Origin of the sequence: Bradyrhizobium diazoefficiens (genome assembly GCF_016616235.1) — a bacterium.
GTDB lineage: Bacteria > Pseudomonadota > Alphaproteobacteria > Rhizobiales > Xanthobacteraceae > Bradyrhizobium > Bradyrhizobium diazoefficiens_H.
Genome location: NZ_CP067100.1, coordinates 7,020,313 through 7,045,755, shown reverse-complemented (window position 1 = coordinate 7,045,755; position 25,443 = coordinate 7,020,313). Strand labels below are relative to the sequence as shown.

At 64.8% G+C, this 25,443-nt stretch carries 22 protein-coding genes; 12 read left to right on the top strand and 10 right to left on the bottom strand.

The window, feature by feature from the left end:
- Nucleotide 1 precedes the first annotated feature (1 nt).
- The 6 genes from cysW to JJB99_RS33130 all read left to right on the top strand — a co-directional run bounded on the left by cysW (nt 2) and on the right by JJB99_RS33130 (nt 6,222).
- Nucleotides 2–913 carry a sulfate ABC transporter permease subunit CysW gene (cysW, locus tag JJB99_RS33155; protein WP_200496314.1) on the top strand — a complete coding sequence of 304 codons (912 nt, stop codon included), beginning with the start codon at nt 2–4 and terminating at the stop codon, nt 911–913.
- Nucleotides 903–1,937, top strand: a complete 1,035-nt coding sequence (locus tag JJB99_RS33150; RefSeq protein ID WP_200496313.1) for a sulfate/molybdate ABC transporter ATP-binding protein — start codon at nt 903–905, stop codon at nt 1,935–1,937. The genes cysW and JJB99_RS33150 overlap by 11 nt, the downstream gene beginning before the upstream one ends.
- Before the next feature lie 180 nt (nt 1,938–2,117).
- Entirely contained in the window at nt 2,118–2,618 is a 501-nt protein-coding gene (locus JJB99_RS33145) for a CAP domain-containing protein (protein WP_200496312.1), read from the top strand.
- Nucleotides 2,619–2,696: 78 nt separating this feature from the next.
- Nucleotides 2,697–3,866, top strand: coding sequence for a DUF3734 domain-containing protein (locus JJB99_RS33140; RefSeq protein ID WP_200496311.1), 1,170 nt, complete (start codon nt 2,697–2,699; stop codon nt 3,864–3,866).
- A gap of 1 nt (nt 3,867) precedes the next feature.
- Nucleotides 3,868–4,656: a 3-hydroxybutyrate dehydrogenase gene (locus JJB99_RS33135; protein WP_200496310.1), complete on the top strand. Its 789-nt coding sequence runs from the start codon at nt 3,868–3,870 to the stop codon at nt 4,654–4,656.
- Between the two features lie 219 nt (nt 4,657–4,875).
- Nucleotides 4,876–6,222: an IS30 family transposase gene (locus JJB99_RS33130; RefSeq protein WP_433995803.1), complete on the top strand. Its 1,347-nt coding sequence runs from the start codon at nt 4,876–4,878 to the stop codon at nt 6,220–6,222.
- A 64-nt stretch (nt 6,223–6,286) separates the two neighbouring features.
- Here JJB99_RS33130 and JJB99_RS33125 read toward each other — a convergent pair whose 3' ends face one another.
- From JJB99_RS33125 to JJB99_RS33115, 3 genes are all read right to left on the bottom strand, one after another.
- Nucleotides 6,287–7,111: a sulfite exporter TauE/SafE family protein gene (locus tag JJB99_RS33125; protein ID WP_200496308.1), complete on the bottom strand. Its 825-nt coding sequence runs from the start codon at nt 7,109–7,111 to the stop codon at nt 6,287–6,289.
- Between the two features lie 196 nt (nt 7,112–7,307).
- Nucleotides 7,308–8,675 (bottom strand): oligosaccharide flippase family protein, encoded by a 1,368-nt coding sequence (locus JJB99_RS33120; RefSeq protein ID WP_433995743.1) that lies wholly within the window; start codon nt 8,673–8,675, stop codon nt 7,308–7,310.
- Between the two features lie 353 nt (nt 8,676–9,028).
- Nucleotides 9,029–9,868: a protein-disulfide reductase DsbD domain-containing protein gene (locus tag JJB99_RS33115; protein ID WP_200496306.1), complete on the bottom strand. Its 840-nt coding sequence runs from the start codon at nt 9,866–9,868 to the stop codon at nt 9,029–9,031.
- A 156-nt stretch (nt 9,869–10,024) separates the two neighbouring features.
- Between JJB99_RS33115 and JJB99_RS33110 the strand changes: the two genes are divergently transcribed.
- Nucleotides 10,025–10,669, top strand: a complete 645-nt coding sequence (locus tag JJB99_RS33110) for a YqgE/AlgH family protein (protein WP_200496305.1) — start codon at nt 10,025–10,027, stop codon at nt 10,667–10,669.
- A 167-nt stretch (nt 10,670–10,836) separates the two neighbouring features.
- On the opposite strand, the gene JJB99_RS33105 is transcribed toward JJB99_RS33110, so the two are convergent.
- Nucleotides 10,837–11,724: a TauD/TfdA dioxygenase family protein gene (locus tag JJB99_RS33105; protein WP_200496304.1), complete on the bottom strand. Its 888-nt coding sequence runs from the start codon at nt 11,722–11,724 to the stop codon at nt 10,837–10,839.
- 98 nt (nt 11,725–11,822) lie between these two features.
- Nucleotides 11,823–12,602 carry an SDR family NAD(P)-dependent oxidoreductase gene (locus JJB99_RS33100; RefSeq protein WP_200496303.1) on the bottom strand — a complete coding sequence of 260 codons (780 nt, stop codon included), beginning with the start codon at nt 12,600–12,602 and terminating at the stop codon, nt 11,823–11,825.
- Between the two features lie 98 nt (nt 12,603–12,700).
- On the opposite strand from JJB99_RS33100, the gene JJB99_RS33095 reads away from it, so the two are divergent.
- Both JJB99_RS33095 and JJB99_RS33090 read left to right on the top strand, forming a co-directional pair.
- Nucleotides 12,701–13,438 (top strand): SDR family NAD(P)-dependent oxidoreductase, encoded by a 738-nt coding sequence (locus tag JJB99_RS33095; RefSeq protein WP_200496302.1) that lies wholly within the window; start codon nt 12,701–12,703, stop codon nt 13,436–13,438.
- Between the two features lie 65 nt (nt 13,439–13,503).
- Nucleotides 13,504–13,881, top strand: a complete 378-nt coding sequence (locus JJB99_RS33090) for a CsbD family protein (protein WP_200496301.1) — start codon at nt 13,504–13,506, stop codon at nt 13,879–13,881.
- 171 nt (nt 13,882–14,052) lie between these two features.
- Here JJB99_RS33090 and JJB99_RS33085 read toward each other — a convergent pair whose 3' ends face one another.
- Nucleotides 14,053–15,741: an SGNH/GDSL hydrolase family protein gene (locus tag JJB99_RS33085; RefSeq protein ID WP_200496300.1), complete on the bottom strand. Its 1,689-nt coding sequence runs from the start codon at nt 15,739–15,741 to the stop codon at nt 14,053–14,055.
- Between the two features lie 170 nt (nt 15,742–15,911).
- Nucleotides 15,912–17,300, bottom strand: a complete 1,389-nt coding sequence (locus JJB99_RS33080) for a lytic murein transglycosylase (protein WP_246775090.1) — start codon at nt 17,298–17,300, stop codon at nt 15,912–15,914.
- Nucleotides 17,301–17,507: 207 nt separating this feature from the next.
- On the opposite strand from JJB99_RS33080, the gene JJB99_RS33075 reads away from it, so the two are divergent.
- The gene (locus JJB99_RS33075) at nt 17,508–18,383 is read left to right on the top strand and encodes a UTP--glucose-1-phosphate uridylyltransferase (RefSeq protein WP_200496298.1); all 876 of its coding nucleotides are present in this window, start codon (nt 17,508–17,510) and stop codon (nt 18,381–18,383) included.
- Nucleotides 18,384–18,589: 206 nt separating this feature from the next.
- Here the strand turns inward: JJB99_RS33075 and JJB99_RS33070 are convergent, their stop codons facing one another.
- A complete protein-coding gene (locus tag JJB99_RS33070; RefSeq protein ID WP_200496297.1) occupies nt 18,590–20,086 on the bottom strand; it encodes a sensor domain-containing diguanylate cyclase in 1,497 nt (498 codons plus the stop codon).
- Nucleotides 20,087–20,253: 167 nt separating this feature from the next.
- Between JJB99_RS33070 and JJB99_RS33065 the strand changes: the two genes are divergently transcribed.
- On the top strand, nt 20,254–20,517 hold the full coding sequence (locus tag JJB99_RS33065; protein ID WP_200496296.1) for a DUF7662 domain-containing protein: 264 nt from the start codon (nt 20,254–20,256) through the stop codon (nt 20,515–20,517).
- A 195-nt stretch (nt 20,518–20,712) separates the two neighbouring features.
- Here JJB99_RS33065 and JJB99_RS33060 read toward each other — a convergent pair whose 3' ends face one another.
- Nucleotides 20,713–23,589 carry an EAL domain-containing protein gene (locus tag JJB99_RS33060; protein ID WP_200496295.1) on the bottom strand — a complete coding sequence of 959 codons (2,877 nt, stop codon included), beginning with the start codon at nt 23,587–23,589 and terminating at the stop codon, nt 20,713–20,715.
- Nucleotides 23,590–23,742: 153 nt separating this feature from the next.
- On the bottom strand, nt 23,743–24,741 hold the full coding sequence (locus JJB99_RS33055; protein WP_200496294.1) for an NAD(P)H-quinone oxidoreductase: 999 nt from the start codon (nt 24,739–24,741) through the stop codon (nt 23,743–23,745).
- Nucleotides 24,742–24,853: 112 nt separating this feature from the next.
- On the opposite strand from JJB99_RS33055, the gene JJB99_RS33050 reads away from it, so the two are divergent.
- Complete coding sequence (locus JJB99_RS33050) at nt 24,854–25,045, top strand: DUF1192 domain-containing protein (protein ID WP_200496293.1); 192 nt, start codon at nt 24,854–24,856, stop codon at nt 25,043–25,045.
- Nucleotides 25,046–25,443 lie beyond the last annotated feature (398 nt).

The window sequence follows — 25,443 nt, the reverse complement described above, 5'->3', positions numbered from 1 at the left end:
CATGACGATGCAGATCGCAGATTCTCTCTCGCTGTCGTCGCCGGATGCGCGCGCACGTGCACACGCGGCCGCGGCGCGCGACAGCCTGCGCACCGAGCCGCGAGCGGTGCGCGCGATCATCATCGCGCTCGCGGTGCTATTCCTGTCCGTCTTCGTTGTGCTGCCGCTGGTCGTGGTGTTTGCGCAGGCGTTCTCGCGAGGCGCTCTGGCTTATTTCGCCGCACTCGCCGAGCCGGAAGCGTTGTCCGCGATCAAGCTGACGCTGGTGGTGGCGGCAATCTCGGTCGGCCTCAATCTCGTGTTCGGCCTCGTCGCCGCATGGGCGATTGCGAAGTTCGAATTCAGGGGAAAGACCTTCCTGATCACGCTGATCGACCTGCCGTTCTCGGTCAGCCCGGTGATTTCCGGCCTTGTCTTCGTGCTGCTGTTCGGTGCGCAGGGCTATTTCGGCAGCTGGCTGCGGGATCATGACATCCAGATCCTGTTCGCGGTACCCGGCATCGCGCTCGCCACCACCTTTGTCACGTTCCCGTTCGTGGCGCGCGCGCTGATCCCCTTGATGCAGGAGCAGGGCACGCAGGAGGAGGAGGCCGCGATCTCGCTCGGCGCCTCCGGCCTGCAAACCTTCTTCCGCGTCACGCTGCCCAACATCAAATGGGGCGTGCTCTATGGCGTCCTGCTCTGCAATGCGCGCGCGATGGGCGAGTTCGGCGCGGTCTCCGTCGTCTCCGGCCACATCCGCGGCGAGACCAACACCATGCCGCTGCTGGTCGAGATTCTCTATAACGAGTACCAGTTCGTCGCTGCGTTTGCGATCGCCTCGCTGCTGGCGATGCTGGCGCTGATCACGCTGATCGCCAAGACCATTCTTGAACGCCACCTCGACGAAGGACACGACGTCAATGACCATTGAAGTCAGAAATCTCGTCAAGACGTTCGGCAGCTTTAAAGCGCTCGACGGCGTCGACCTCAAGGTCGACAATGGCGAGCTGCTGGCGCTGCTCGGTCCCTCCGGCTCGGGCAAGACCACGCTGCTGCGGATCATCGCCGGACTCGACTGGCCGGATTCCGGCGACGTCTCCTTCAACGGCGAGGACGCGCTGGCGCAGGGCGCGCGCGAACGTCACGTCGGCTTCGTGTTCCAGCACTACGCGCTGTTCCGCCACATGAGCGTGTTCGAGAACGTCGCGTTTGGCCTGCGCGTACAGCCCCGCGCGGTCCGCAAGGATGAGTCCGCCATCCGTGTACGCGTCAAAGAGTTGCTCGACCTCGTGCAGCTCGACTGGCTCGCCGACCGCTATCCGAGCCAGCTTTCCGGTGGCCAGCGCCAGCGCATCGCGCTCGCCCGCGCGCTCGCGATCGAGCCGCGCATCCTGTTGCTCGACGAGCCGTTCGGTGCGCTCGACGCGAAGGTGCGGAAAGAACTTCGCCGATGGCTGCGCTCGCTGCATCACGAGATCAACGTCACCTCGATCTTCGTCACCCACGACCAGGAGGAGGCGCTGGAAGTCGCCAACCGCGTCGTGGTGATGGACAAGGGAAGGATCGAGCAGATCGGCTCGCCCGACGATGTCTACGAGACCCCGGCGACCGCGTTCGTCCACGGCTTCATCGGCGAATCCATCGAGCTCCCGGTGCAGATCGAAGGCGGCGTGATCAGGCTCGGCGACCGGCCGCTGCTGCTGGCAGCGGACGGCCTTGCGCCTGGCGCGTCAAGACTGTTCGTGCGGCGACATGACATGCTGGTCGGTCCGCCTGGCAGCGGCGCCTTCGAGGGCACGGTTCAGCACGTGCGCAATTTCGGCCCGGTGCAGCGCGCCGAGATCGGCCTGTCGGGCGGCGAAACCATTGAGATCGACGCCCCTCGCGACAAGGAACTGCGCACCGGCGACACCATCGGCCTCGAGCCCCGCCGCTACCGGATCTTTGCCGGCTAGAAATCTTCCGTCGTTCCGGGGCGCGCGTCAGCGCGAAGCCGGAATCTCGAGGTTATGGCGCAAGATTCCGGGTTCAGTGCTGCGTACTGCCCCGGAATGACAGCTACGATTTTCCTCAAAATTCACCTTTCAGCCACGGTTGGTATGCAACAACGGCCCCTCATTTGGGGGTCCCGATTCATGCGCGCTGCGGCCGCAATTCTCATTCTTTTGCTGCTCGCCGGCTGCGCCGGCAATGAGCCGCCGGTCCAGCAGCCGTCGATGTATGCCGATATGGCTGTGCCCGGCGCCCAGCTCGATGCGCAGGCCGCCGCGGTGATGATCTCGCAATACCGCCAGAACAACATGCTCGGTACCGTCGTGGTCGATCCCGATTTGATGCGGCTCGCCGAATCCCAATCCCAGGCCATGGCGGCGGCCAACAAGATGGACCATGACGTCCGCGCGCCCCTGGCCAAGCGCCTTGTCGCCGGCGGCTACCCCGCGACCGTGGCGGTCGAGAACATCTCGGCCGGCTATCATACGCTGGCCGAAGCGTTTTCCGGCTGGCGCGACTCGCCTCCGCACCGTGCCAACATGCTCAAGAGCGGTGTCACAAAACTGGGAATAGCGGCGAGCTATGCTCCGGGCACCAAATACAAGGTGTTCTGGACCATGATCCTGGCCTCGACGGAACGATAAGCCAGACTTGATGCCGGGATGCATTGACGCCGCCGCGAAACTGTCGCCACGGTGGCTTGCCATTGCTATTGTTCCCTTATGACCGATCATAGCCCGGAATCCGCCAGCGTCCCCGCGAATGCGCAACGCGTCCTGGTCCTCCAGGGCGGCGGCGCGCTCGGCTCGTACCAAGCCGGCGCCTATCAGGCGCTGTGCGGCTCCGGTTTCGAGCCGGAATGGGTCGCCGGCATCTCGATCGGCGCGGTCAACGCCGCCATCATCGCCGGCAACGAGGGCCACACCCGCGTCAAGCGCCTGAAGGAATTCTGGGAGATGGTGTCCGCGCCGGTGCCGTGGAAACCGATCGGCAAGAGCGACCACAGCCGCGAGCTGTTCAACTCGACCAGCGCCGCACTGATCGCGACCTTCGGCGTACCCGGCTTCTTCGTCCCGCGCGTCCCGCCCGCGCCGCTCTGGCCGCCGGGCCATCCCGAAGCCGAAAGCTATTACGACACTGCGCCGCTGAAGAAGACGCTGGAGCGCCTGGTCGATTTCGACCGCATCAACGACGTCAAGACCCGCCTGTCGGTCGGCGCGGTCAGCGTCACCTCGGGCAACTTTAGATATTTCGACAATTACGAGTTCAAGAAGCTCGGCAAGAAAATCGGCCCCGAGCACATCATGGCTTCCGGTGCGCTGCCGCCAGGCTTCCCGTCCGTGGTGATCGACGGCGAGCATTACTGGGACGGCGGCATCGCCTCCAACACGCCGCTCGACTACGTGCTCGATGCCGAGGTCGATCGCGACATGCTAATCTTTCAGGTCGACCTGTTCAGTGCGCGCGGCGACCTGCCGAATTCGCTGCTCGAGGCCGCCGAGCGCGAGAAGGACATCCGCTTCTCCAGCCGCACGCGGATGAACACCGACAAGAACAAGCAGATCCACAATGCCCGCCGGGCCGTGCGCGACCTGATTTCCAAACTGCCCGATTATCTCAGGAACGACCCTTCCGTCGAGTTCCTTGCGAAGGCATCTCGTGAGAGCACGGTCACCGTGGTGCATCTGATCTACCGCAGCAAGAACTACGAATCCTCGTCCAAGGATTACGACTTCTCGCATGTCGCCATGGTCGAGCATTGGGAGGCCGGCGTGCGCGACGTGCATCTGTCGATGCGCCACAAGGACTGGCTCGAGCAGCCGCAATCCGGCGAGACCATGGTGACCTACGATCTCACGGGGGACGTCACCCCGGCAAAAAGGAGCGAATAAGATGGGTACTCTCTCAGGCAAGAACGCCGTCGTGACCGGTTCGACCAGCGGCATCGGGCTTGCTTATGCGCGCGCCTTCGCCGCCGCCGGCGCTAACGTCGTCATCAACGGCTTCGGCTCCCCTGAAGACATCGAGAAGGAACGTTCGAAGATCGAGTCCGATTTCGGTGTGAAGGCGGTCTACTCGCCCGCCGACATGACCAAGCCGGCCGAGATCGCGCAGATGATCGCGCTCGGCGAGAAGACCTTCGGCTCGGTCGACATCCTCGTCAACAATGCCGGCATCCAGTTCGTCTCGCCGATCGAGGAATTCCCCCCGGAGAAGTGGGACCAGATCATCGCGATCAACCTGTCTTCGGCCTTCCATGCCATCCGCGCCGTCGTCCCCGGCATGAAGAAGAAGGGTTGGGGCCGCATCATCAATACCGCCTCGGCGCACTCCCTGGTCGCGTCGCCGTTCAAGTCGGCTTACGTGTCGGCCAAGCACGGCATCGCCGGCCTGACCAAAACCGTGGCGCTGGAAGTGGCGACCCACAAGATCACCTGCAACTGCATCAGCCCGGGCTATGTCTGGACGCCGCTGGTGGAGAAGCAGATTCCCGACACCATGAAAGCGCGCAACCTGACGCGCGAGCAAGTCATCAACGACGTGCTGCTCGACGCGCAGCCGACCAAGGAGTTCGTCACCTCCGAGCAGGTCGCCGCGCTCGCTTTGTTCCTGTGCGGCGACGATGCCGCGCAGATCACCGGCACCAACCTGTCAATCGATGGTGGTTGGACCGCGGAGTAATTTCGCACTCTGTCATGCCCCGGCTTGCCGCCTTCGCTGAAGCTTCGGCGTGCCGAGCGCTCGTGCAGGCCTTGGCGGAGCCGGGACCGGGGCATCCAATACGCCGCGGCGGAAGTTGCAAGAGCGAGTTCACCAACGTGAGCCTCCGGAATACTGGGCGGATTCAACCGCTCGTCGCAACACTTCAGCAAAGGAGGTTGCGATGGAGAACTATGTGCGATCAGGTCGGCCCGAGAGGCCCTACGAAGGCATTACAGACCGTTCTGGGCTGCGATTGCTTCGGGACGATCGAGCGAGGATGCTGCGGTTGAGGCCGGGGTGTCGCCGGCGATCGGAGTACGCTGGTTCCGGAGGGCAGGCGGTATGCCGCCAACACATTTATCGCGGTCGTCCAAGCCTGCATCGGAGCGCTACCTCTCGTTCGCGGAACGTGAGGAGATTGCCATCCTGCGTGCACAGGGTCATGGGGTGCGAGCCATCGCTCGTCGGCTCGATCGGCTTCCATGCACGATCTCTCGTGAACTCCGGCGCAATGTGGCGCGCCGCCACGGTGCTCCAGAGTACCGAGCGACCACAGCACAATGGCACGCTGATCGGTCTGCCCGACGGCCCAAGTTGGCGAAGTTGGTAGTCAATCCGGCCCTGCGGGATTATGTGCAGGACAGGCTTGCCGGTATGATCGCCAAGCCGAACGGGGAACTCCTCGTTGGCCCGAAGGTCGTGTGGAAGGGACGCCGGGCTGTGCATCGGCAAAACCGACGCTGGGCGAGGGCATGGAGCCCCGAACAGATTCCTCGGCGACTTCGGCTCGACTTTCCCGAGGATGAGGCGATGCGCATCAGTCACGAGGCGATCTATCAGGCGCTTTATGTGCAGGGTCGAGGAGCTTTGCGCCGCGAACTGACGGCCTGCTTGCGCACCGGGCGGGCATTGCGGATGCCGAGAGCGCGCGTCCGTAAAGGCCGAAGCTTCATTCCTTCCGAGATCATGATCAGTCAGCGTCCGGCGGAGGCCGCTGATCGAGCGGTGCCGGGCCACTGGGAAGGTGACCTCATTATGGGTCTGGGAAGCTCCGCGATCGGCACCCTGGTGGAGCGTACGACCCGTTTTACCATCCTGTTGCATCTGCCGCGTATGACGGACCAGGAACGGGAAGCTGGGGTGAAAGGATCTGCACTCGCCGGACATGGCGCTGAAGCCGTGCGCGACGCCATCACCCGCGCAATCTTCACCATGCCCGAGCAACTGCGCCGGTCGCTGACCTGGGATCAAGGAGCTGAGTTGGCTCAGCATGCACGTCTGAGAATTGACGCAGGCGTGCAGGTCTACTTCTGCGACCCTCATAGCCCATGGCAGCGCGGCACCAACGAGAACACCAATGGGTTGCTGCGCCAGTACTTTCCCAAAGGGACCGATCTCAGCATGCACAACGCCGATGACCTTGAGGGCGTCGCTCTTGCTCTCAATACCAGGCCTAGGAAAACCCTGGGCTGGAAAACACCAGCGGAAACTCTCGACCAATTGCTCCGAGTGAGCGATACACAGCATGTTGCGACGAGCGATTGAATGCGCCCTGGATCGCCCGGTCAAGCCGGGCGATGACGGGAGAACGGGGCGGCCGTTTTCCGACTCAATGGCCCCAGGCCAGTGCCGTCACGAATGCCGAGGACAGGTTCAGCTCTGCAAACATGATCTTGCCGGCGACCAGGAACAGCACGCAGGCAAGCGTCAGGCGCAGCACTGTCTCGGGGACGCGCGTCGCGCTGAAGCTGCCGACGACGATGCCGGGCAGCGAGCCCAGCAGCAGCACGCCCATCAGCCCCCAATCGACATCGCCGAGCGCCCAATGTCCCATGCCTGCGACCAGGGTCAGCGGCACCGCGTGGGCGATGTCGGAGCCGACGATGGTTGCAATCGGCTGACGCGGGTAGAGCAGCAGCAGCACGCTCACGCCGACCGCGCCGGCGCCGACCGATGAGATCGAGACCAGCACGCCGAGCACGATGCCGGTGACCACGGTTGCGATCGCAGTGGTGCGCTCGTCGACCTGCTCGAGACGATTGCGGTAGCGCTCCATGATCGACTTGCGGAAGATCAGCGACGTCGCGGTCAGCACCAGCGCGAAGCACAGCACGAGATTGACGAGGCTGCGCTCGGAATCGTTTTTGAGGTCGAGCTTCCACAGCACCAGCAGCGTCAGCGCGCTGGCTGGAATGCTGCCGCCGGCCAGCCGCAGCACCGCCGGCCAGTGCACGCTGCGCGACCAGCCATGCACCACGCTGCCGCCGGTCTTGGTGGCAGCGGCATAGAGCAGGTCGGTGCCGACGGCTGTTGCGGGATGGACGCCGAACAGCAGGATCAGCAGCGGCGTCATCAACGAGCCGCCGCCCACGCCGGTCATCCCGACAAGCAGGCCGACGCCAAATCCGGAGGCGACATAGAGCGGATCGATCATGTCCGGGGAATCTTAGGTTCATCTCGTCGGTTGGGCAATACGACGTAGAATAAACTTTCCCTGGGGCGCAACTGGTTGGGACGGAATAAGAAAAATCGTGCTGTCGGCTATGAACGGGTGGGAGTTTCGTCTCCTTCTCCAGCATGCCGCAAAGGAACCGTTCCCCAGCCAGCAGGCGAGCGCAGGCGCGTGGCGGCTAGTTCCCAAACGCCAGCACGTGCAGGCCCAGCCGTTGCCGCACGATCCAGAACAGCAGCACCGTCTCGAAGGTGAGCGAGATCGAGGTCGCAGCCGCGGCGCCATGGCCGCCGTAGCGCGGCACCAGCGCGACGCAGAGCACGACATTCATCGCGAAGGCGAACGCGTAGGCGAGCGCGCAGATCTTCTGCTGGCCGAGCATGTTGAGCAGGCGTTCGACCGGGCCGATCGCGGCGCGCACGACGAGGCCGATCGCGGCGACGAACATGATGTCGTAGCCGACCACAAATTGCGGCCCGAACAGCCAGAGCAGTGGCTTGCCGAGCCCGAGCAGCACGGCGGTCGCGGCCAGCGACGGCCAGAACGTCCAGTTGATGGCGTGCGCCACGTAAGCCGACAGGCGCGCCTTGTCGCCGCTTGCATTGTACTCGGCGAAGCGATGCGCCGTCGTCGCCGACATCGCGTAGTGGATGAAGGACACCAGCGCCAGCGTCTTCACCACCGCGAAGTAGACACCAACCTCGTCGGACGGGCGGAATTGCTGCAGCACCAGCACGTCGGTGTAGGACAGTAGCAGGTAGAAACTCTCAACCAGCAGGATCGGCAGCGACACCGCGAGCCAGCCGCCGACGTCGTAGGCCTTGGGGCCCGGCTCGATGTGATCGGCGAGCTTGCGGTTCAGCACCACCATCTGCCCGGCCATCGCGATCCACACGGCGCCGGCGCTCGCGACCATCGCGGCGACCGCGCCGAGATGATAGCCGAGCAGGAAGGCGCTGGCCGTGATGCCGATGATCAGCGCCTGGCGGATGATGAATTGCGGCATCAGGCCGAGTTGCATCCAGTCATGCGAGCGCGCGATGCCGTCCTGGGTGTTGGCGACCACGAAGGCGGGCAGCGTCATGCAGCCGATATAGAGCGGCAGTTCCTCGGCGGGGTTGATCCAGGGCGACAGCAATTTCACGACGCCGGCAAGGGCGAGCGACACCAGTGCGGAGACAGCAAAGGTCAGCCAGCGGCTGCCGGAGAGAAAACCCCGCAGCAGCGCGTGCTCGCCGCTGGTGCGGTACTCCGGGATGATCTTTTGCGCGGAGGCGGAGATGCCGAAATCCATCATGCTGCCGAGCAGCAGCACCCAGGTCCAGACATAGACATAGATGCCATAGTCGGAGGTGCCCATCCAGCGCGCGAGCAAGACCTGCGACAAATAGGCGAGCCCTGCGCTGATCACGCGGATGATGAAGATGGTGCCGGCCAGCCGCCGCGTCAGCGATGCCTCGCTCGATCCGCCCGAAAGCCTGGCCCGCAGCCGCGCGATAAGCCCGGCCGGTCCGGTCGTTGCGGGTTCTGCATCCATCACGGCCAAGTCGGGATCCCCACGGCGTCGCGCATGCTGCGGCAGGCTTGATGCGGTCGCCTTGGGGAATAGCAACCATTCGTTAAGATTCGGTTGGGTGAGGGAACGCTATCGGCCATCCCCCGCTGTCGTCCCGGACAAGCGCGCCTCAAGCGCGCGCCGATCCGGGAGCCATAATCCCAGGGAGAAGTCGCGGCGCGAGCTGGTAACCCCGGGTCTTCGCCAAACCCAATCCTGTGGCTATGGATCCCGGATCGGCGCTCCGCTTCGCTACGCTTGTCGGGGACGACAGCGGAATGTGGGGAGCCGGAGAGCGACTCGTCTCCCTGGCGTCCTGACTCGGTCGGCACGACAGCTCGGCCTCACTCCAAATTCGTGTTGAACTCGTACGATTTCTCCGGCCCGACCAGCGTGAATTTCAGCGCCGCACCGTCGGCCTTGGCGCCGGGCGGCAATCCGTCGAGCTCGAACGTAAATCGCTTCACGCCCGGCGGGCTCTGGTCGACCGGGACCGGAATCGGTAGTGCCCAATCCGGCGTTGGCCCTTCCACGAACAGATTGACCTTGCGCGTATCGGGCACGGCCACGTCGACCACCACGTTCTTGGGCCCGTCGCGCTTGACGTCGCGAATGGTCAGCGGATTGGGATCGCCGACATTGGCCGGCTTCGGCACCGTGTCCAGCGCAGCACGCAGGTTCGCGTCCTCGGTCGAGGCGACGTTGTTGAAGCCGAGCTCGGCATGGGCCTCGACGGGAATGCAGAGCTTTTCGCACACCGCGTAGTTGATCTCGGCGCGCAGCGTCACCGGCTTGTCGGCCGCCTTGGGCACGATGCGCAACGGCAGCACGACCTGGCCGTGATAGCCGATCGAGTGGCCGCCCGCGCCGTCATCGAATTTTTCCGGCGCCGGCCACATCACTGTCACCGCATCGACATTATCCGATTTCGAGAAGTCGAACCGCGGCGGAACGCCGGAATCGCCCGGCATGCGCCAATAGGTCTTCCATCCCGGCTGGATCTGGAAGGCGATACCGCCGAGCAGGACCGTGCCGCTGCGCGATCCCGCGAGCAGCCGCACCGCGGAATGTCCGTCGCGCTGCCAGGGCGAAGCGTCATCGGCTTGGGCTGCCAACGCCAGCGTCGACGCAAGCAGGGTTGTCGCGACACCAATCGCCGCACGCAGGGGAACTCTTGTCAGCATGGCACGTCTTTACAGGGTCACCCCAGGGCAAACCATTGAATTGCTTGTGATGGATGCACTTCAATCAGGCCTCTGCAAGTCTTGGCCTACAAGCCTTGATTTGACAGCGGCCCGGCCCGACATCAGGATAGGAATTGAAACCGGAGTGCTTCACCGATGGCTCCTACAGGCAAAAGGACGGGCGAAAGCACCCGCAGCGCGAGCCCCGGGCTCCCCAGTTCGGCCGGTTATCTTGACGGCCGGCTTCTGATCGCCATGCCCGTGATGGGCGATTCCCGCTTTGAGCGCTCGGTGATCTATCTCTGCGCGCATTCGGCCGAAGGCGCGATGGGCATCATCGTCAACCAGCCGGCCGGCAGCATCGACTTCCCCGAGCTCTTGCAGCAGCTCGGCATCATCAAGAAGGGCGAGCACATCAAGCTGCCCGGCAACGCCGAGACCATGAAGGTCCTGCAGGGTGGCCCCGTCGACACCGGCCGCGGCTTCGTGCTGCATTCGAGCGATTTCTACATCGAGAAGGCAACGCTGCGCATCGATGACGGGGTCTGCCTCACCGCGACCGTCGACATCCTGCGCGCGATCGCCAACGGCTCCGGCCCCAAGCACGCCATCCTCGCGCTCGGCTATGCCGGCTGGGCGCCGGGCCAGCTCGAGACCGAGATCCAGAGCAACGGCTGGCTGCATTGCGACGCCGATGCCGACCTGATCTTCGGCGACGACGTCGAGGAGAAGTACGGCCGCGCCCTGCGCAAGATCGGCATCGACCCCGGCATGCTCTCGAACGAGGCGGGGCACGCGTAGCTGGCGCTGTCCCGACGTATCGCGTGTCCTGCGCCACCCTCCACTGTCATGCCCGGCTTGTCCGGGGCATCCAGTACGCCGCGGCCCATCGATTCCATCACAATTGTCTCGGAGTACTGGATCGCCCGGTCAAGCCGGGCGATGACGCCGGTTGCTAAGGGGGGAGCCTACTCCGCCGCCTGCTGCTGCACCGTCGGCTCGGTTCCCGCCACCGTCGCCCGGCGCATGTCGCGCGGCTGGGACTGGTCGTAGCGGCGGACGCGGTGCATGGTCTGGCGGTTGTCCCACATCACGAGGTCATGCAGCTTCCATTGGTGGACGTAGACGAACTCTGCTTGCGTCGCGTGCTCGTTGAGATCGCGCAGCAACAGCCGTCCTTCGGGCACGCTCATGCCGACGACCTTGCCGGCATGTGAGGACAGATACAGCGACTTGCGGCGATGCACCGGATGCGTCCGCACCAGCCGCTGCAGCACCGGCTTGAACATCTCCTTCTCTTCGTCCGTGTACTCGGTGAAGCCGAGCGATCCCCGCGAATACATCAGCGAGTGCTCGCAGACGAGATCCTCGATCTCCGCCTTGGTTTCATCGTCAAGCGCGTCATAGGCGGCGCGCATGTCGGCGAATTCGGTGTTGCCGCCCTTCGGGTTCACCACGCGCGCCGACAGCAGCGAGAATTTTGCCGGGATCGGGCGGAACGAGCTGTCGGAATGCCACAGGCAGTTGCCGAGATTGAACAGATGCGTGCGGCTGTCTTTCGCAAGCGGCTTGCCGTCCTTGCCGAGATTGGAGACGTCGTTGAGGCCGGACTGGAGCCGGTAATCCTTTTCCTTGGTGATGTTTCCGCCGCGCGCGTCCTCGCGCGGGCCGAAATTCAGCGCAAAGGCCATCTGCTGCTCGTCGGTGATGTCCTGGTCGTGGAAGACGAGCACGGCATATTTGTCCATGGCGGCCTCGACGTCTCGCGCCTCATCCGGCGTAAGCGGCTTTCGCAGGTCGAGGCCCGAAACCTCGCCGACAAAATGCTTTTGAAGCTGCCGGATGGCGATCGTCATGGTGTTTTCTCCCGCAGGGTGCGAGCGGTTGGTCCCGCTCTGTCGGTGAAAAAGCTACTCCGGCACTAGCGGATGTCAACGCTCGGCGTGCATAGCTCTCACGCGTTGCGTGCCATCAACCCGCCGTCGACGGGGATCACCGCGCCCGTCAGGAACGACGCCGCCGGCAAACAAAGGCTCAGCGTCATATGCGCGACCTCTTCCGGGTCGCCGTAGCGGCCAAGTGCAGTGCGGCGCTTGGCGTAGATGGTCTTGTGCTCCTCGGAGATGCGGTCGGTTATGGCGGTGCGGATCGGCCCCGGGCATATGCAGTTGACGGTGATACCTTCGCGGCCCAGCTCGACGGCAAGCGAACGCGTGAGGCTCGCGACGCCCCCCTTCGCCGCCGAATAGGGGCTGTGCAGTGCGGTGGCGCCGAGCGCCTCGGTCGAGGCGATGTTGACGATGCGCGGGCTCTTCGACTTGCGCAAATGCGGCAGCGCGGCGCGGATGATGCGCGGATGCGCCGTCAGCATCACCGCGATGCCCCTGGCCCAGGCGTCCTCATAGGTCTCGTCGTCGATCGCGACGCGCACGGAGAGGCCGGCATTGTTGACGACGACATCGAGCCCGCCGAAATGCGCGGCGACATCATTGACCACGCGCTTGATCTCGCTCGCATCGGCGACGTCGAGCTTCCAGGCCTTCGCGGCTCCGCCGCTCGCCGCGATCTCCTTGGCCACGGCTAGCGCGCCTTGCTCGTCAAAATCGGTGACGGCGACGTTCGCGCCTTCGCCCGCAAACACGCGCGCGGTCGCGCGCCCCATGCCGCTGGCCGCGCCGGTGACGAGAACGGTCAGGCCCTTCACGGACCGGCTGAGCTGTTTGAACCCGGACATGCTGTTTCCCCGCGGCGTCTTGCTTCTTGTTCTGAGATCGATGAGGCTGGCATCGATCCGCAGACAGGTCAAACCAGCACAACAAAGGGGAGGCTGCGATGGCGAACGAGCTCGATTTTTCAGGCAGGCAGGTGCTGGTCGTCGGCGGTTCCAGCGGCATCGGCAACGGCATCGCGCAAGCGTTTCGTGCGAGGGGCGCTAGCGTGGCGGTTTGCGGCACGCGTGCTCACGCAACGGAATATTCAGCCGGCGAAGGCTCCGATCTCACCGGCCTTGCTTACGCGCAGCTCGATGTCAGCAACGCGAGCGCGATCGAAGCATTCAAGCCGTCGTTCGAGCGGCTCGACGTCCTCGTGCTCGCGCAGGGCGCGGTGATCTATCGCCGCGGCGAATTCGAGATGGCTGGCTTCCGCAAGGTCGTCGAGGTCAATCTGATGAGCCTGATGGCGTGCGCAACCCGTTTCCATTCCATGCTGCGGGATGCCAAGGGCGCGCTGATCATGGTGTCCTCCACCGCGGCCTATCATTCCACCATGGGCAATCCCGCCTACAATGCCTCGAAGACCGGCGCGGTCGGATTGACGCGGACGCTCGGCGAGGCTTGGGCCGAGGACGGCATCCGCGTCAACGGCATCGCGCCCGGGCTCGTCGATACCAAGATGACGAAGGTGACCACCGACAATCCCAAGCGGCTCGAAGGTGCATTGTCGCGCATTCCGCTGCGGCGATTGGGCACGCCCGCTGACATGGCGGGCGCCGCGCTGTTCCTGGCCTCGCCGCTGTCGTCCTATATCATCGGCCAGACGCTGGTCGTCGACGGCGGGCTCATTCTCTGAGGGAATTACAAGGAACCGCGCTGCTTCTGATCGGTTACTTCGGCTGATCACCGAGGAGGATTATCATGGACGCGGATCGGATCATTGGGTCGGCCAAGGAAATGGCAGGCGGCGTGGAAGGCACCGTGGGCGAGATGGCGGGGGATGCAAAGACGCAGGCCTCAGGCAAGGCGCGGGAAGCCGCAGGTACGGTGCAGAACCTGTACGGCCAGGCAAAGGACGCGGCGCGTGAAGCCGCAGACACCGCCACCAGCTACGCCAAGGATGCCTATGAGGCGAGCGGCGATACCTTCCGCGACGGCACTCAGGCGCTGTCGAAGAAGGTGCAGGACAATCCGCTCGGCTCGCTTCTGGTCGCCGGCGGCATCGGCTTCGCACTTGCGCTGCTGATGTCGCGCCCGGCACGCCGGCCGCCGCCGTCGCGCTGGCGCTATTACGGCTGAGCCAAAGCTCACGTCTCTCGTGCCCCGGACGCAATGCGGCCTAGGCGATGCGCAGCATCGTCCGGAAACGCTGCATTGCTGAGCCGGGGCCCATTCTTTTCCGAATGCCGTGAGAGGAGCTGAGTCCCGGCTCAGCAGCCTTGCACGCTGCAGCGCGTCCGGGACACGAGACTAGCGGAACATCTCCGCCGAGCGTCCGACATTGCCGGGCGGGCGTGGGATCGCCGGATTGGGATTCGGATTGCGCGGCGCCGGCGCCAATTGCCGCGGCTGCGGCGAGCCGAAGCCGAAGAAATCGCGAATTGACGGCGTGGCCTGCGCGGGCTGCTGCACAACCGGCGGCTTCTTCGGAGCGGGTTTCGGCGGCGCGATCGCCGCGGCGGCACCCGTGCCTGCCGAAGGCGACGCAGCACCGCCATCAGGCGTCGTTGCCGCCATCGGCGTATCGCCCTTGGCCTGCTCGCGGCCGACTTCGCGCCGCGGCCAGGCATAATCGTCGGCACGGCCGGCGGGAGCCGTCAGCGGCTCGCCCTTCACCATGGTCTTTGCGGCGAGCGCATCGACGGCGGCGGGACGCGAGCCCGGTCCGCCCAGCAATTGATCGGTCGAGATCGAGGCCGCGACCAGCGGCACGATCGGGCCGGCCAGCGGCCGCGGCGCCGGCTTGCCGGGCTCGGCGCTGGTGTCGGGCGTCGCCGGCTCGCTCGGCAGCGCGATCGGGCCGGAGCGCCCCGCCAGCAGGCGCGTGATCTCGCGCTCGACATAATGCGCGAGCTTGCGCGCGCCGGCCTTGGTGAAATAGACGCCGTCATAGCTGCGCAGCTGGCGGATCTGGCCTTCGAAGTCGGGGCCCTTCTGCAGGAAGCGGCCGGCTTCATCGACGAAACCGTCCCAAACGTCGACATAGGTGATGCCGGCCTTGGCCGCGCCCTCGCGGTAGAGCGAATCCAGGAACAGCATGTCCGCCGTGCCCCTCGGGCCGCGGATCGCAGGCAGGCCGACCCAGAGCACCGGCGCGCCCTTGGCCTTGAGGACGTTCGCGAGCTCCTCGATCTTCTTGGCGTAGAGCTCGATCCAGCGCTCGTCGCGGAACTCATAGACGCCGCTCGGATTGCGCGCCGTCTTTTCCGGCGCGGCCGCAGGCGTATCGGCGTTGTCGGCATCGTCCTGCGGCAGATCGGTATCGGCCGGCTTGTCGTCGGGTTTGGCGGCGGTGTCCGGCTTGGCATCGCCGGGCTTTGCGTCACCCTGCTTGGCCGATTGCTTGGCGCGCGCGCCCTTGTCGTTCTTCTTGTCTTTGTCTTTGTCGGACTTGTCGGCGACCGGCTCGCGGATCGAGATGCGGTCGTTGAGGCCGAGCATGACGACGATCACGTCAGGCTTCTCGGTCTCGAGGATGCCCTTCGCTGCGGCCGCCCAGTCCGAGGGCTCACCCTTCGGCTGATACTTGATCAGGCCGGACGTCGTCTTGTGCTTACGGATCACGCCCATGTCGGGCTGCTCGTTGTAGGCGTCCTCGAGACCATAGGCGAGCCAGTCCGCCATGGCGTCGCCCATCACCAGCACGTTCTTGTCGGGAATGGCGTCGCGCTTGGCCGGGGCCGGCGCGCGCGAAAAATCCTGGCGCGGCGCCTGCGGCTGTTGCTGCTGGAATGGCGCGAAGAAGTCGCCGCCGAACCAGCCGCCACCGCCGTGGCGCGGGGGCGGAGCCTGGCGCTGCGGCGGTCCGCCGAAACCGGGGAAGTTGAAGAATTGCGCCGAGGCGGGTCCCGCAATCGAGACCAGGATCGCAAGCGCCGTCCCCAGCGCGATCAACGGGCCGGTCTCGGTCAGCGCCTTGAACAGGGACTTCTTCGACATGCGATCTCGGGCACGCGCAATGAGGATCGGGATAGGCTCGATATAGTAACGGAATCAGGCGCCAAACGGGCAGCTTTGGTCGCAGATTCTTTGACCATACACCGGGGAACGGCCATCCCCGTCAAGGCTGCCTGCCAAAATCCCTGTTCAGGGTTACTTTCGGCGCGATTTCAGCGCCCGCGCAGCCGGTCCAGCACGTCGGAGGAGGCAAATCCGTCGGCGGGGACCCCGATCGAGGCTTGGAAATTGCGCAGGGCCTCCCGGGTTTGGCCGCCGAACTGGCCATCCGGCGTGCCCTTATAGAAGCCGCGCTGGGCCAGGAGCTGCTGGAGTTCCAGGCGTTCGTTGCGGGACAATTCGCGCTCCTGCCGGGGCCAGGGCTGCACGAAGGGCGCCCCGCCGCGCAGCCGGTCGGCGAAATGCCCGATCGCCAGCGCATAGGCCTCGGCCGGGTTGTATTTCATGATGACGCGGAAGTTCTGCAGCATCAGGAAGCCGGGGCCCTGCGCGCCCGCCGGCGCCAGCAGATAGGCCTTCTCGGCCGGATGCGGAAAGGGCTGGTTGGTTGCGCGCTTGAGCCCGAGCTTCTCCCATTGCGCGATCGTCATCGCCTTGGCGCGATCGGCCAGCATGTAGTTGAAGCCCTGGGGCACCACGACCTCAAAGCCCCAGGTCTGGCCGGCCTGCCAGCCGTCCTTCTTCAGATTGTTGGCGGTCGAGGCGATCAGGTCGGCGGGATTGTCGACGACGTCGCGCCTTCCGTCGCCATCGCCGTCCACGGCAAAGCGCTTGAACGCGGTCGGCATGAACTGGGTCGGGCCGAACGCGCCGGCCCAGGAGCCTCGCATCTGTTCGGGCCCGAGATCGCCCCGGTTGAGGATCTCCAGCGCCGAGAGGAACTCGTCCTTGAAATAGGCTTGGCGGCGGCCGATGCAGGCGAGCGTCGCGGTCGATTGCAGCACGCTGCGGTCGCCCATCTGCGTCGAGTAATTGGACTCGATGCCCCAGATCGCGGCGATGATATAGCGATCGACGCCAGTGGCCTTCTCCGTGGCGTCGAACTGCGCCTTGTATTGCGCGAGCACCTCGCGGCCTCTCGCGAGGCGGTTGTCGTTCACGAGGATGTCGAGATAGTCCCAGATCGATTTCGTAAATTCCGGTTGCGAGTCCATCAGGTCCATAATGCGCAGGTCAGGCGAGAGCCCGGCCGTGAAGCGCTGGAAATTCTCCTGCGTGATGCCGCGCCGCGCGGCATCGGGCCACATCCCGGCGACGCAATTGTCAAAATTGGAGGCGGCCTCGCGGATCGCCGCGGCCGTCATCAGCGGATGGCCGGAGGCGCCGTCCTCGCCGCTCCAGGGCAACGCTCCCGTCTGGGCGCCGCCGGGCGCAGGCTGCGATGGCGCGGGATCGGAGCCGGAGAAAATGCCGCCGAACAGGTTGGAGAGGCCGTTTTGCGACTGGGCGTTCACGCTGGTTGGCATCAGCAAGACGGCCGCGACGATTGTCGCGTTGGTCACAAATCCAGCACGCTTCGCCAGCGCTGCCATCGATTGCATCATACCTCACGCGTCCGGCCAGAAATCCGTCCTCAGAAGGCCCGGTACCGGTTGCCAATAGCTTAACAAAGGTGAAATTTTGTTGGCTGCTTTTTTCTTAACTCTGTGCGCGAGAGGCCCCACATCCGCCTTTGTTGGCGGCTGCAAACAGGCTAGCAAGGTGCCATTGCTCCCGCCACAGATGTCCTCAGGTATTCGATCGCTCCCATGAAAATTCGCAAAGCCGTATTCCCCGTCGCCGGCCTCGGCACCCGCGTGCTGCCCGCCACCAAGGCGATGCCGAAGGAAATGCTGACCATCGTCGACAAGCCGCTGATCCAGTACGTCTATGACGAAGCGCGGGAAGCCGGCATCGAGCACTTCATCTTCGTCACCGGCCGCAACAAAAATGTCATCGAAGATCATTTCGACAAGATGTTCGAGCTCGACGCAACGCTCGCTGCACGCGGCAAGAAGGCCGAGCAGGAAATTCTGGCGCAGAACCAGCCGGAAGCCGGCGCGGTCAGCTTCACCCGCCAGCAGGCGCCGCTCGGCCTTGGCCATGCGGTCTGGTGCGCGCGCGACATCGTCGGCAACGAGCCGTTCGCGGTGGTGCTGCCCGACGAGCTCGTGCTCAACACGCCCGGCTGCCTGAAGCAGATGATCGAGACGGCGGCCTCGCTCGGCGAGAAATCCAATCTGATCGCGGTCGAGGCGGTGCCCGACCATCTCACCCACCAATACGGCATCTGCGGCGTCGGAAAACGCAACGGCAAGATGTTCGAGGTCGAGGGCATGGTCGAGAAGCCGGCCAAGGGCACCGCGCCCTCCAATCTCTCGATCACCGGCCGCTACATCCTCCAGCCGGAGATCTTCAAGATCCTGGAGACCCAGGAGCGCGGCGCCGGCGGCGAGATCCAGCTTACCGACGCCATGATCGGCCTCGCCAAGTCGCAAAAGTTCTACGGCGTCGAGTTCGAGGGCGAGCGCCATGATTGCGGCTCCAAGCCCGGCTTCCTCCGCGCCAACATCGCCTACGGCCTGAAGCGGCCGGAGCTGCGCGATGGGCTGATCGCGGAGATGAAGAAATATCTGGGGCAGTAGCCGCTGCACATTCCGCTGTCGTCCCTGCCTAGTGCGCAATTGCGCACGGGGCGCAGGGACCCCATACCGCGGAATCTATCCATTGTGTTCGGTAGCAGTATCGAACGACGAGTCTTCGCCAACCTCTTCCCTGTGGTTATGGGTCCCTGCGTTCGCAGGGGCGACACCGATGCTGTGTTCGTTGCCCCTGGCAACGACAGCCTAAATCACGCCGCCAGCGACAGGGCCGGCAGGCTCGCCACAACCGATTGGTTGCGCCCATTCGCTTTCGCGGCATAGAGCGCCTTGTCGGCGGCGGCGACCAGGATCGACCACTCCATGCCGCTCGTGGGGACGAGGCTCGCGATGCCGCAGGAGACCGTCGAGGTCGCCTGGTCGTCGGACCAGCCCTGCACCTTGGCGCGGATCGTCTCGGCGACCTTGAAGGCATCGGTGGCCGACGTGTTCGGCAGCAGCACGGCGAACTCCTCGCCGCCATAGCGCGCGGCGCAGTCGCCGGCGCGGCTCACCGAATCCGAGATGCAGATGGCGATGCCGACCAGCACCTGGTCGCCGGCCTGGTGGCCGAACGTGTCGTTGTAGGCCTTGAAGTGATCGGCATCGATCATCAAGAGCGCGATCGGCGTCCTCTGGCGCATCGCGCGCCGCCATTCGACGTCAATGACGGCATCGAACTTGCGGCGGTTCTTCAGCCCGGTGAGCGCATCCGTCGTCGCCATCTCCTCGAGCTTGCGCTCGGCCGCGGCGCGCCGGCCGATCTCGCGCGCGAGCACGAGCGTCGATGCCAGCACGAACACCACCAGCGCCAGCACCACCGCGCCGATCCGTAACGCCTCCTTCTGCCAGAGCGCGAACACCGCGGCGAGCGGCTTGCCCGCGACCACGAACAGCGGTCCGGCATCGCCGCTGCGGACATAGAGCCGTGCCGTCGGATCGATCGGGCCCTGTCCCGAATAGGCAGTGCCGACCTGGAGATTGTCGGCCTTCCAGCTCTGGCGGTCGTTCAGGTTCCTGCCGATGATGTCGAGGTCGAACGGCCGCCGCATCATGATGGTGCGGTCGCGCCTCAGCACGGTGATGGTGTCGTCGGGGTCGAGGTTCAGCCGCTCGAACAATTCGTGGAAATAGCTGAAGCGGATCGAGCCGGCGACGACCCCCATGAAGCCGCCGTCGGTGTCGCTGATGCGCCGGCTCAGCACGATCGAATAGGCGCCGCGGAACAGCATCGGCCGGCTGATGAAGAGACCGGCGTCGGGATTGTCCCGATGGATTTTGAAATAATCCTCATCGCTGCGGTTCTCCGGCACCGGGTCGAGCGTGGAGGCGTCGATGCTCAGCCCGCCGTCGGCATCGTACACCTGGATCGCGCCGAAATGCCTCGCCGTGGTCGCATGGTCGAACAGGATCAGCTGGCGGACCGGCTTGGAGACGGTGACGAGCTCCGGCACGAGCATGTTGCTGGCGACCGCCTTTAGCGACAGATCGTAGATCTCGATATTGCGGCTGATGTCGGCTTCGATGGAGGTCGCGAGGTTCTCCAGCGTCTGGCTGGCGAGCGCCTCCTCGCCCCGGCGCATGTCGAGCATGACGTTGACGCAAATGGCGGAAAAGCCGATCACCGTCACCACGGACGAGATGATCAGCAGCTTCGCCGAAATCCGCCACGGCTGGCGGGCCGTGACTTCGCGCCATCCAGACGGCATCGTTTGTTCCCTCGATCCCGATGGATGCGCCCGAAAGCTTGCATAGTGTTTAAGCCGCGACGGCGATGCCGCGATGAGTTAAGAACCGGTTGATGCGGCTGACGGTTTTCGGCGGTCCAGCGGGCAGGCTCAATGGGGCAGATTTCGCTTTCGACGAGAGGACAATCGTGAACGACTACGACGCGTTGCGCGACTATCTGATGCGGCAGAAGCAGGCGGAGTTCGTGCTGAGCTTCGAGCAGATCGAGGAGATCATCGGCGCAGCCCTGCCACGCGCGGCGAACCGTGCCTCGTGGTGGGACAGCCTGCGCAGCCCCGACATCCAGATGCCGCAGCGCGAAGCCTGCCTCGCCGCGGGTTTCAAGGCGATGCGGATGCCGGATGGCCAGAGCGTGCGGTTCACGAAGCTGAAGAGCGATCGGCGGCGCTAACGGCGTGCCTTGATGCTTACCCTCCCCTGGAGGGGGAGGGTCGATCGCGCGCAGCGCGAGCGGGGTGGGGTGATCTCTCCACAGGGGCAGTGTTCGAGGCGGAGAGACTGCCACCCCACCCCGCTACGCATTTCGCTCCGCTTCATGCGTAGCGACCCTCCCCTGGAGGGGCCCTTCAGGGCAGATTAAGAGAGCCTAGCTCGCAGCTTCCAGCCGCACTTCCGTCAAGAGCCGCATCGCGGCGTCGGCATCCATGGGCTCGCCGAAGGCGAAGCCTTGCGCGTATTCGCAGCCCATCTGGTAGAGCTCGACCGCATCGGAATCGGTCTCGGCGCCTTCCGCGACCACGTCCATGCCGAGATCGTGCGCGAGCGCGATGATCGACTTCAGGATCACCGGGCGCGTGCCGCGGCTGGTGGTGCGCACGAAGGACTGGTCGATCTTGATGGTGTCGAACGGGAAGCGCTGCAGATAGGCCAGCGAGGAATGGCCGGTGCCGAAATCGTCGAGCGACAGCCCGGTGCCGAGCTCGCGGATCCGCGTCAGCATTTGCGCGGCGTGCTCCGGATTCTCCATCACCAGCGATTCCGTCAATTCGAGCTTGAGCGTGCCGCGCGCCACCGAGGAGCGCGACAGCACGGTGCGCACGTCGTGGATGAGGTCGTGGCGGAGCAACTGCCGCGAGGACACGTTGACCGAGGCGAAGATCGGCTCGCGCGAGCGCATCGCGCGCTGCCACACCGAGAGCTGTTTTGCGGTCTGGTCGAGCACGAACATGCCGAGATCGACGATCAGGCCGGTCTCTTCGGCGATGGTGATGAATTCCGAGGGCGCCATGCGCCCGAGCTTCGGATGATCCCAGCGCGACAGCGCCTCGAAGCCCGCGATCGAGCGATCCTCCAGTCGCACGATCGGCTGGTACAGGATGGAGATCTCCTGCCGCTCGATGGCGCGGCGCAGCTCGCTCTCCAGCGTCAGCCGGTCGGTTTTTCGCGCGCGCATCGCGGGCTTGTAGACGTCGATGCGGTCGCCGCCGATGCGCTTGGAATGATACATCGCAAGCTCGGCGTCCTTGATGATCTCGTCCGTCAGTTGCGTCTGAGGATCAGACAGGGCAAGGCCGATCGAGGCGGTGAGGAAAATCTCGCGCTCGTTGAAGGCGATCGGGGCGCGGATGGTCTTGCGGATGGTCTCGGCGAAGGCGGTGATGCGGGCCGGGTCCTGCTCCGACAGCAGGATCAGGCCGAACTGGTCGCCGGCGAGCCGCGCCAGCGTGTCCTGCGGCTTCAGGATGCGAGTGAGGCGGCGGGCCAGCGTCAGCAGGATGGAATCGCCGACCGCGATGCCGACGGAATCGTTGACCTGCTTGAAGCGGTCGAGGTCGATCACCATCAGCGTCGGCCGCAGCGTCGGCATGGTCTTGGCGAAGTTCGCGACACCGCCGAGCCGGTCCATGAACAGCTTGCGGTTGGGCAAGCCGGTGAGGTTGTCGTGCACGGAATCGTGCAGCAGGCGCTCCTCGGCGTTGCGCAGCTCGGTTACGTCGGTGAGCGTGCCGACCACGCGCGAGACCTCGCCGTCCGAGCCGACCACCGGCCGGGCCTTCAGCGCGAACCACATGAAATGGCCGTCCGGGGTGCGCAGGCGGAAATCCTGCACCAGGCGGCCGCGGCGCTGGTCGAGCACGCTGTCGAGCGCGGCGCGGAAGCGGTCCTGGTCGAGCGGATGCAGCACCTCTAACCAGGACGCGGCCGGGCCTTCCAGCGTGCCGCGCTTGAGGCCGAGCAGGGCTTCCGTCTCCGGGCTGGTAAAAACCTTGTCGGCGGACACGTCCCAGTCCCAGATCAGATCGCCGGACCCGGCGAGCGCCAGCGCGCGCCGCTCGATGTCGGAGACGACGCCGGTGGTGGCGCCGCCGCCGGCAAAGGCGTGCTGCATCACCGTGAAGCCGATCAGCATCACGATCAGCACGAGGCCGCCGAGCAGGGCCGGGCCGACGATGTCATTGGTGACGGAGCCGGCCACCGTCATACCGGCCGCGACCACCCAGACCACCAGGAGAAACCAGGTCGGAATCAACAGCACCGCGCGGTCGAAGCCGTGGGTGGAGAGATAGACGATCAGCGCGAAACCGGCGAAGGCGATCAGCACCAGCGAGATGCGCGCGATGCCGGAGGCGACGGCCGGATCGAACAGAGCGAGCGCGACGAGGGAGCCGAGGAACGCCAGCCAGCCCACCGTGATGTGCGAATAGCGCACGTGCCAGCGGCTGAGATTGAGATAGGCGAACAGGAACACCAGCAGCGTCGCCGCCAATATCGCCTCGCCCGCCGCGCGCCAGATGCGCTCGGCGTTGTTCGACATGTCAAGCACCTTGCCCCAGAAGCCGAAATCGACGCCGATATAGACCAGCACCGCCCAGGCCAGCGCCGCGGCGGCCGGGAACATGATGCTGCCTTTGACGACGAAAAGGATGGTCAGCACCAGGGCCAAGAGGCCGGAAATGCCGATCACGATGCCCTGGTACAGCGTGAACGAGTTGACCTTGTCCTTGTAGGCTTCAGGTTCCCACAGATAGAGCTGCGGCAGCTTGTCGGTGCGCAGCTCTGCGACGAAGGTAACCACGGCGCCGGGATCGAGCGTGATGCGGAACACGTCCGCGGTTGCGCTTTCCTGCCGCTCCGGCCGGTCGCCGATCGAGGGCGTGATGGTCGCGATGCGCGACAGGCCGAGGTCGGGCCACAACAGGCCCGAGGAAACGATGCGGTAGTGCGGGGCGACGATCAGGCGATCGAGCTGGTCGTCGGTGTTGTTGGCGAGCGCGAACACCACCCAGTTCACGCCGCCCTCCCGGGCGCGCACCTCGATGCGGCGGACTATGCCGTCGGTGCCGGGCGCAGTGGAGACCTGGATGCGATCGGCGTCGCTGCGCTGATGCTCGAGCACGCCGGTAAGGTCGATCGCGGGCGCGTCACTGCGGACGCTGACGGCGTCGAGCGCACGCGCGGGATACGCGGCGACAAGAATCATGAGACCCAGCGCGATGGGCGCGAGGCACCTGATCAGACGCAAGGTCAGTTCTCCGCGTTCGACGCAAACTGCGAGTGCAAGGCGTCTTGAAAAGACGATGTCAGACCGGACCGCAAGTGGTTCGGCGCGTCGCGATAGATGCCACGAAAGCAAGGAGAATCAAAGGGTTTCCGCCGTCCCCTGTGGGCCGCTGGCCTAGACCTCCAACACAATTTTGCCAATATGTGCTGACGTCTCCATGCGCCGGTGCGCGTCGGCTGCCTTTTCCAGCGGGAAAGAGCTGTCCATCAGCGGTTTGACGCGGCCTTCGCGCAAAAGCGGCATCACTTTCGCTTCGATTGCGGCGACCATCGCCGCCTTGTCCGCATTACTACGGGGGCGCAGAGTCGAGCCGGTATGAGTCAACCGCTTCACCATCACCTTGGCGATGTTGGCGGTGATCTTGGGGCCGTTCAGGGTTGCGATCTGCACGATGCGGCCGTCGATCGCGGCGGCATCATAGTTGCGGTCGACATAGTCGCCGGCGACCATATCGAGGATCAGATTGACGCCGGCCTTGCCGGTCTCTTCCTTGACCACGGCGACAAAGTCTTCCGTCTTGTAGTTGATGGCGCGGTCAGCCCCGAGCTTGAGGCAGGCGTCGATCTTGTCCTGCGATCCCACGGTGACGAACACTTTTGCGCCGAACGCCTTGGCGAGCTGGATCGCCATGGTGCCGATGCCGGAGGAGCCGCCATGGATCAGCAGCGTCTCGCCGGCTTTGAGGCCGCCGCGCTCGAACACGTTGTGCCAGACCGTCATCAGGGTTTCCGGCAGCGCGCCGGCTTCCTTGATCGACAGCGAAGGCGGCACGCTCATGGCCTGGGCGTCCTGGGCGATGCAGTACTGCGCATAACCGCCGCCGGCGACCAGCGACATCACCTTGTCGCCAATCTTGTGCCGCCTGGCGTTGCTGCCGACGGCGACCACCTCGCCGGCGATCTCGAGGCCGGGCAGGTCGCTGGCGCCGGGCGGCGGCGGATAGGCGCCGGAGCGCTGCGCCACGTCGGGCCGGTTGACGCCGGCGGCCTCGACCTTGACCAGGATCTCGTCGGGACCGGGCTGCGGCAGGCCGCGTCGTTCCGGCACCAGCACCTCCGGTCCGCCAGGAGTGGAGATGGCAACCACGGTCATTTGCGCGGGCAGCTTGTCCATGATGGGTCCTTGAGCGAAAATGCGGGAACGAGGCATTTGATTAGCCAGCCCCGATTGCGCTGGCAACGGGTTCAACTTGGTTTGACCGCCTGGCGGACCTGGAGGAACGATGATGGCCATTGAAGACGAGGACCGCCCGCGCAAGAAGGTCAGCCACGAGATCGGACAGGATCTCTCACTGTTGTCAGTGGAGGAACTGACCGAACGCGTCTCCCTGCTCAGGACCGAGATCGCCAGGCTGGAAGAAGCCGCCAGCAAAAAGCGCGCCTCGCGCGATGCGGCCAACAGTGTGTTCAAGTCCTAGGACTTCCAGAGAGAGCAGCGCGAGCCGCCTCCACGGCGTCCTGGCCGGGCTTGACGGAGAGCCCTGCCGAGGCCCGTCGGCCACTGACCGACATGGCTAACGAACCCTCAAAAAATTAGCTCGTTTACTTCAGATTAAGCTTTTCGCTTTATGACTGGAACTGTCCTCGTTTGGACACCGAGTGGCTCCTGTCCACTCTGTTTGACGCCTCCCTGTTATCAACTTTCAAAGCCGCCGGTCTCCGGCGGCTCTTTTTTGCTTCTCCCTGCGGTTGAATTCCCTGGGAAAGACGCGCGGAAACCATATCCGCGCTTGTCGCTGGACTCCGCGCCCCGCCCGCGCAATGATTTGTTCATCATAATCCGGCGGCCTAAGCCGGTGGTAAACAGTTGCGTAAG

What these genes read in the sequence shown, in the direction of transcription:
- JJB99_RS33090 (WP_200496301.1), top strand. Translation starts at nt 13,504, where the DNA reads ATGGACGCGGATCGGATCATTGGGTCGGCCAAGGAAATGGCAGGCGGC.
- JJB99_RS33075 (WP_200496298.1), top strand. Translation starts at nt 17,508, where the DNA reads ATGAAAATTCGCAAAGCCGTATTCCCCGTCGCCGGCCTCGGCACCCGC.
- JJB99_RS33050 (WP_200496293.1), top strand. Translation starts at nt 24,854, where the DNA reads ATGGCCATTGAAGACGAGGACCGCCCGCGCAAGAAGGTCAGCCACGAG.
- JJB99_RS33055 (WP_200496294.1), bottom strand. Translation starts at nt 24,741, where the DNA reads ATGGACAAGCTGCCCGCGCAAATGACCGTGGTTGCCATCTCCACTCCT.
- JJB99_RS33100 (WP_200496303.1), bottom strand. Translation starts at nt 12,602, where the DNA reads ATGTCCGGGTTCAAACAGCTCAGCCGGTCCGTGAAGGGCCTGACCGTT.
- JJB99_RS33140 (WP_200496311.1), top strand. Translation starts at nt 2,697, where the DNA reads ATGACCGATCATAGCCCGGAATCCGCCAGCGTCCCCGCGAATGCGCAA.
- JJB99_RS33085 (WP_200496300.1), bottom strand. Translation starts at nt 15,741, where the DNA reads ATGTCGAAGAAGTCCCTGTTCAAGGCGCTGACCGAGACCGGCCCGTTG.
- JJB99_RS33105 (WP_200496304.1), bottom strand. Translation starts at nt 11,724, where the DNA reads ATGACGATCGCCATCCGGCAGCTTCAAAAGCATTTTGTCGGCGAGGTT.
- JJB99_RS33145 (WP_200496312.1), top strand. Translation starts at nt 2,118, where the DNA reads ATGCGCGCTGCGGCCGCAATTCTCATTCTTTTGCTGCTCGCCGGCTGC.
- JJB99_RS33110 (WP_200496305.1), top strand. Translation starts at nt 10,025, where the DNA reads ATGGCTCCTACAGGCAAAAGGACGGGCGAAAGCACCCGCAGCGCGAGC.
- JJB99_RS33080 (WP_246775090.1), bottom strand. Translation starts at nt 17,300, where the DNA reads ATGCAATCGATGGCAGCGCTGGCGAAGCGTGCTGGATTTGTGACCAAC.
- JJB99_RS33070 (WP_200496297.1), bottom strand. Translation starts at nt 20,086, where the DNA reads ATGCCGTCTGGATGGCGCGAAGTCACGGCCCGCCAGCCGTGGCGGATT.
- cysW (WP_200496314.1), top strand. Translation starts at nt 2, where the DNA reads ATGACGATGCAGATCGCAGATTCTCTCTCGCTGTCGTCGCCGGATGCG.
- JJB99_RS33095 (WP_200496302.1), top strand. Translation starts at nt 12,701, where the DNA reads ATGGCGAACGAGCTCGATTTTTCAGGCAGGCAGGTGCTGGTCGTCGGC.
- JJB99_RS33135 (WP_200496310.1), top strand. Translation starts at nt 3,868, where the DNA reads ATGGGTACTCTCTCAGGCAAGAACGCCGTCGTGACCGGTTCGACCAGC.
- JJB99_RS33115 (WP_200496306.1), bottom strand. Translation starts at nt 9,868, where the DNA reads ATGCTGACAAGAGTTCCCCTGCGTGCGGCGATTGGTGTCGCGACAACC.
- JJB99_RS33125 (WP_200496308.1), bottom strand. Translation starts at nt 7,111, where the DNA reads ATGATCGATCCGCTCTATGTCGCCTCCGGATTTGGCGTCGGCCTGCTT.
- JJB99_RS33150 (WP_200496313.1), top strand. Translation starts at nt 903, where the DNA reads ATGACCATTGAAGTCAGAAATCTCGTCAAGACGTTCGGCAGCTTTAAA.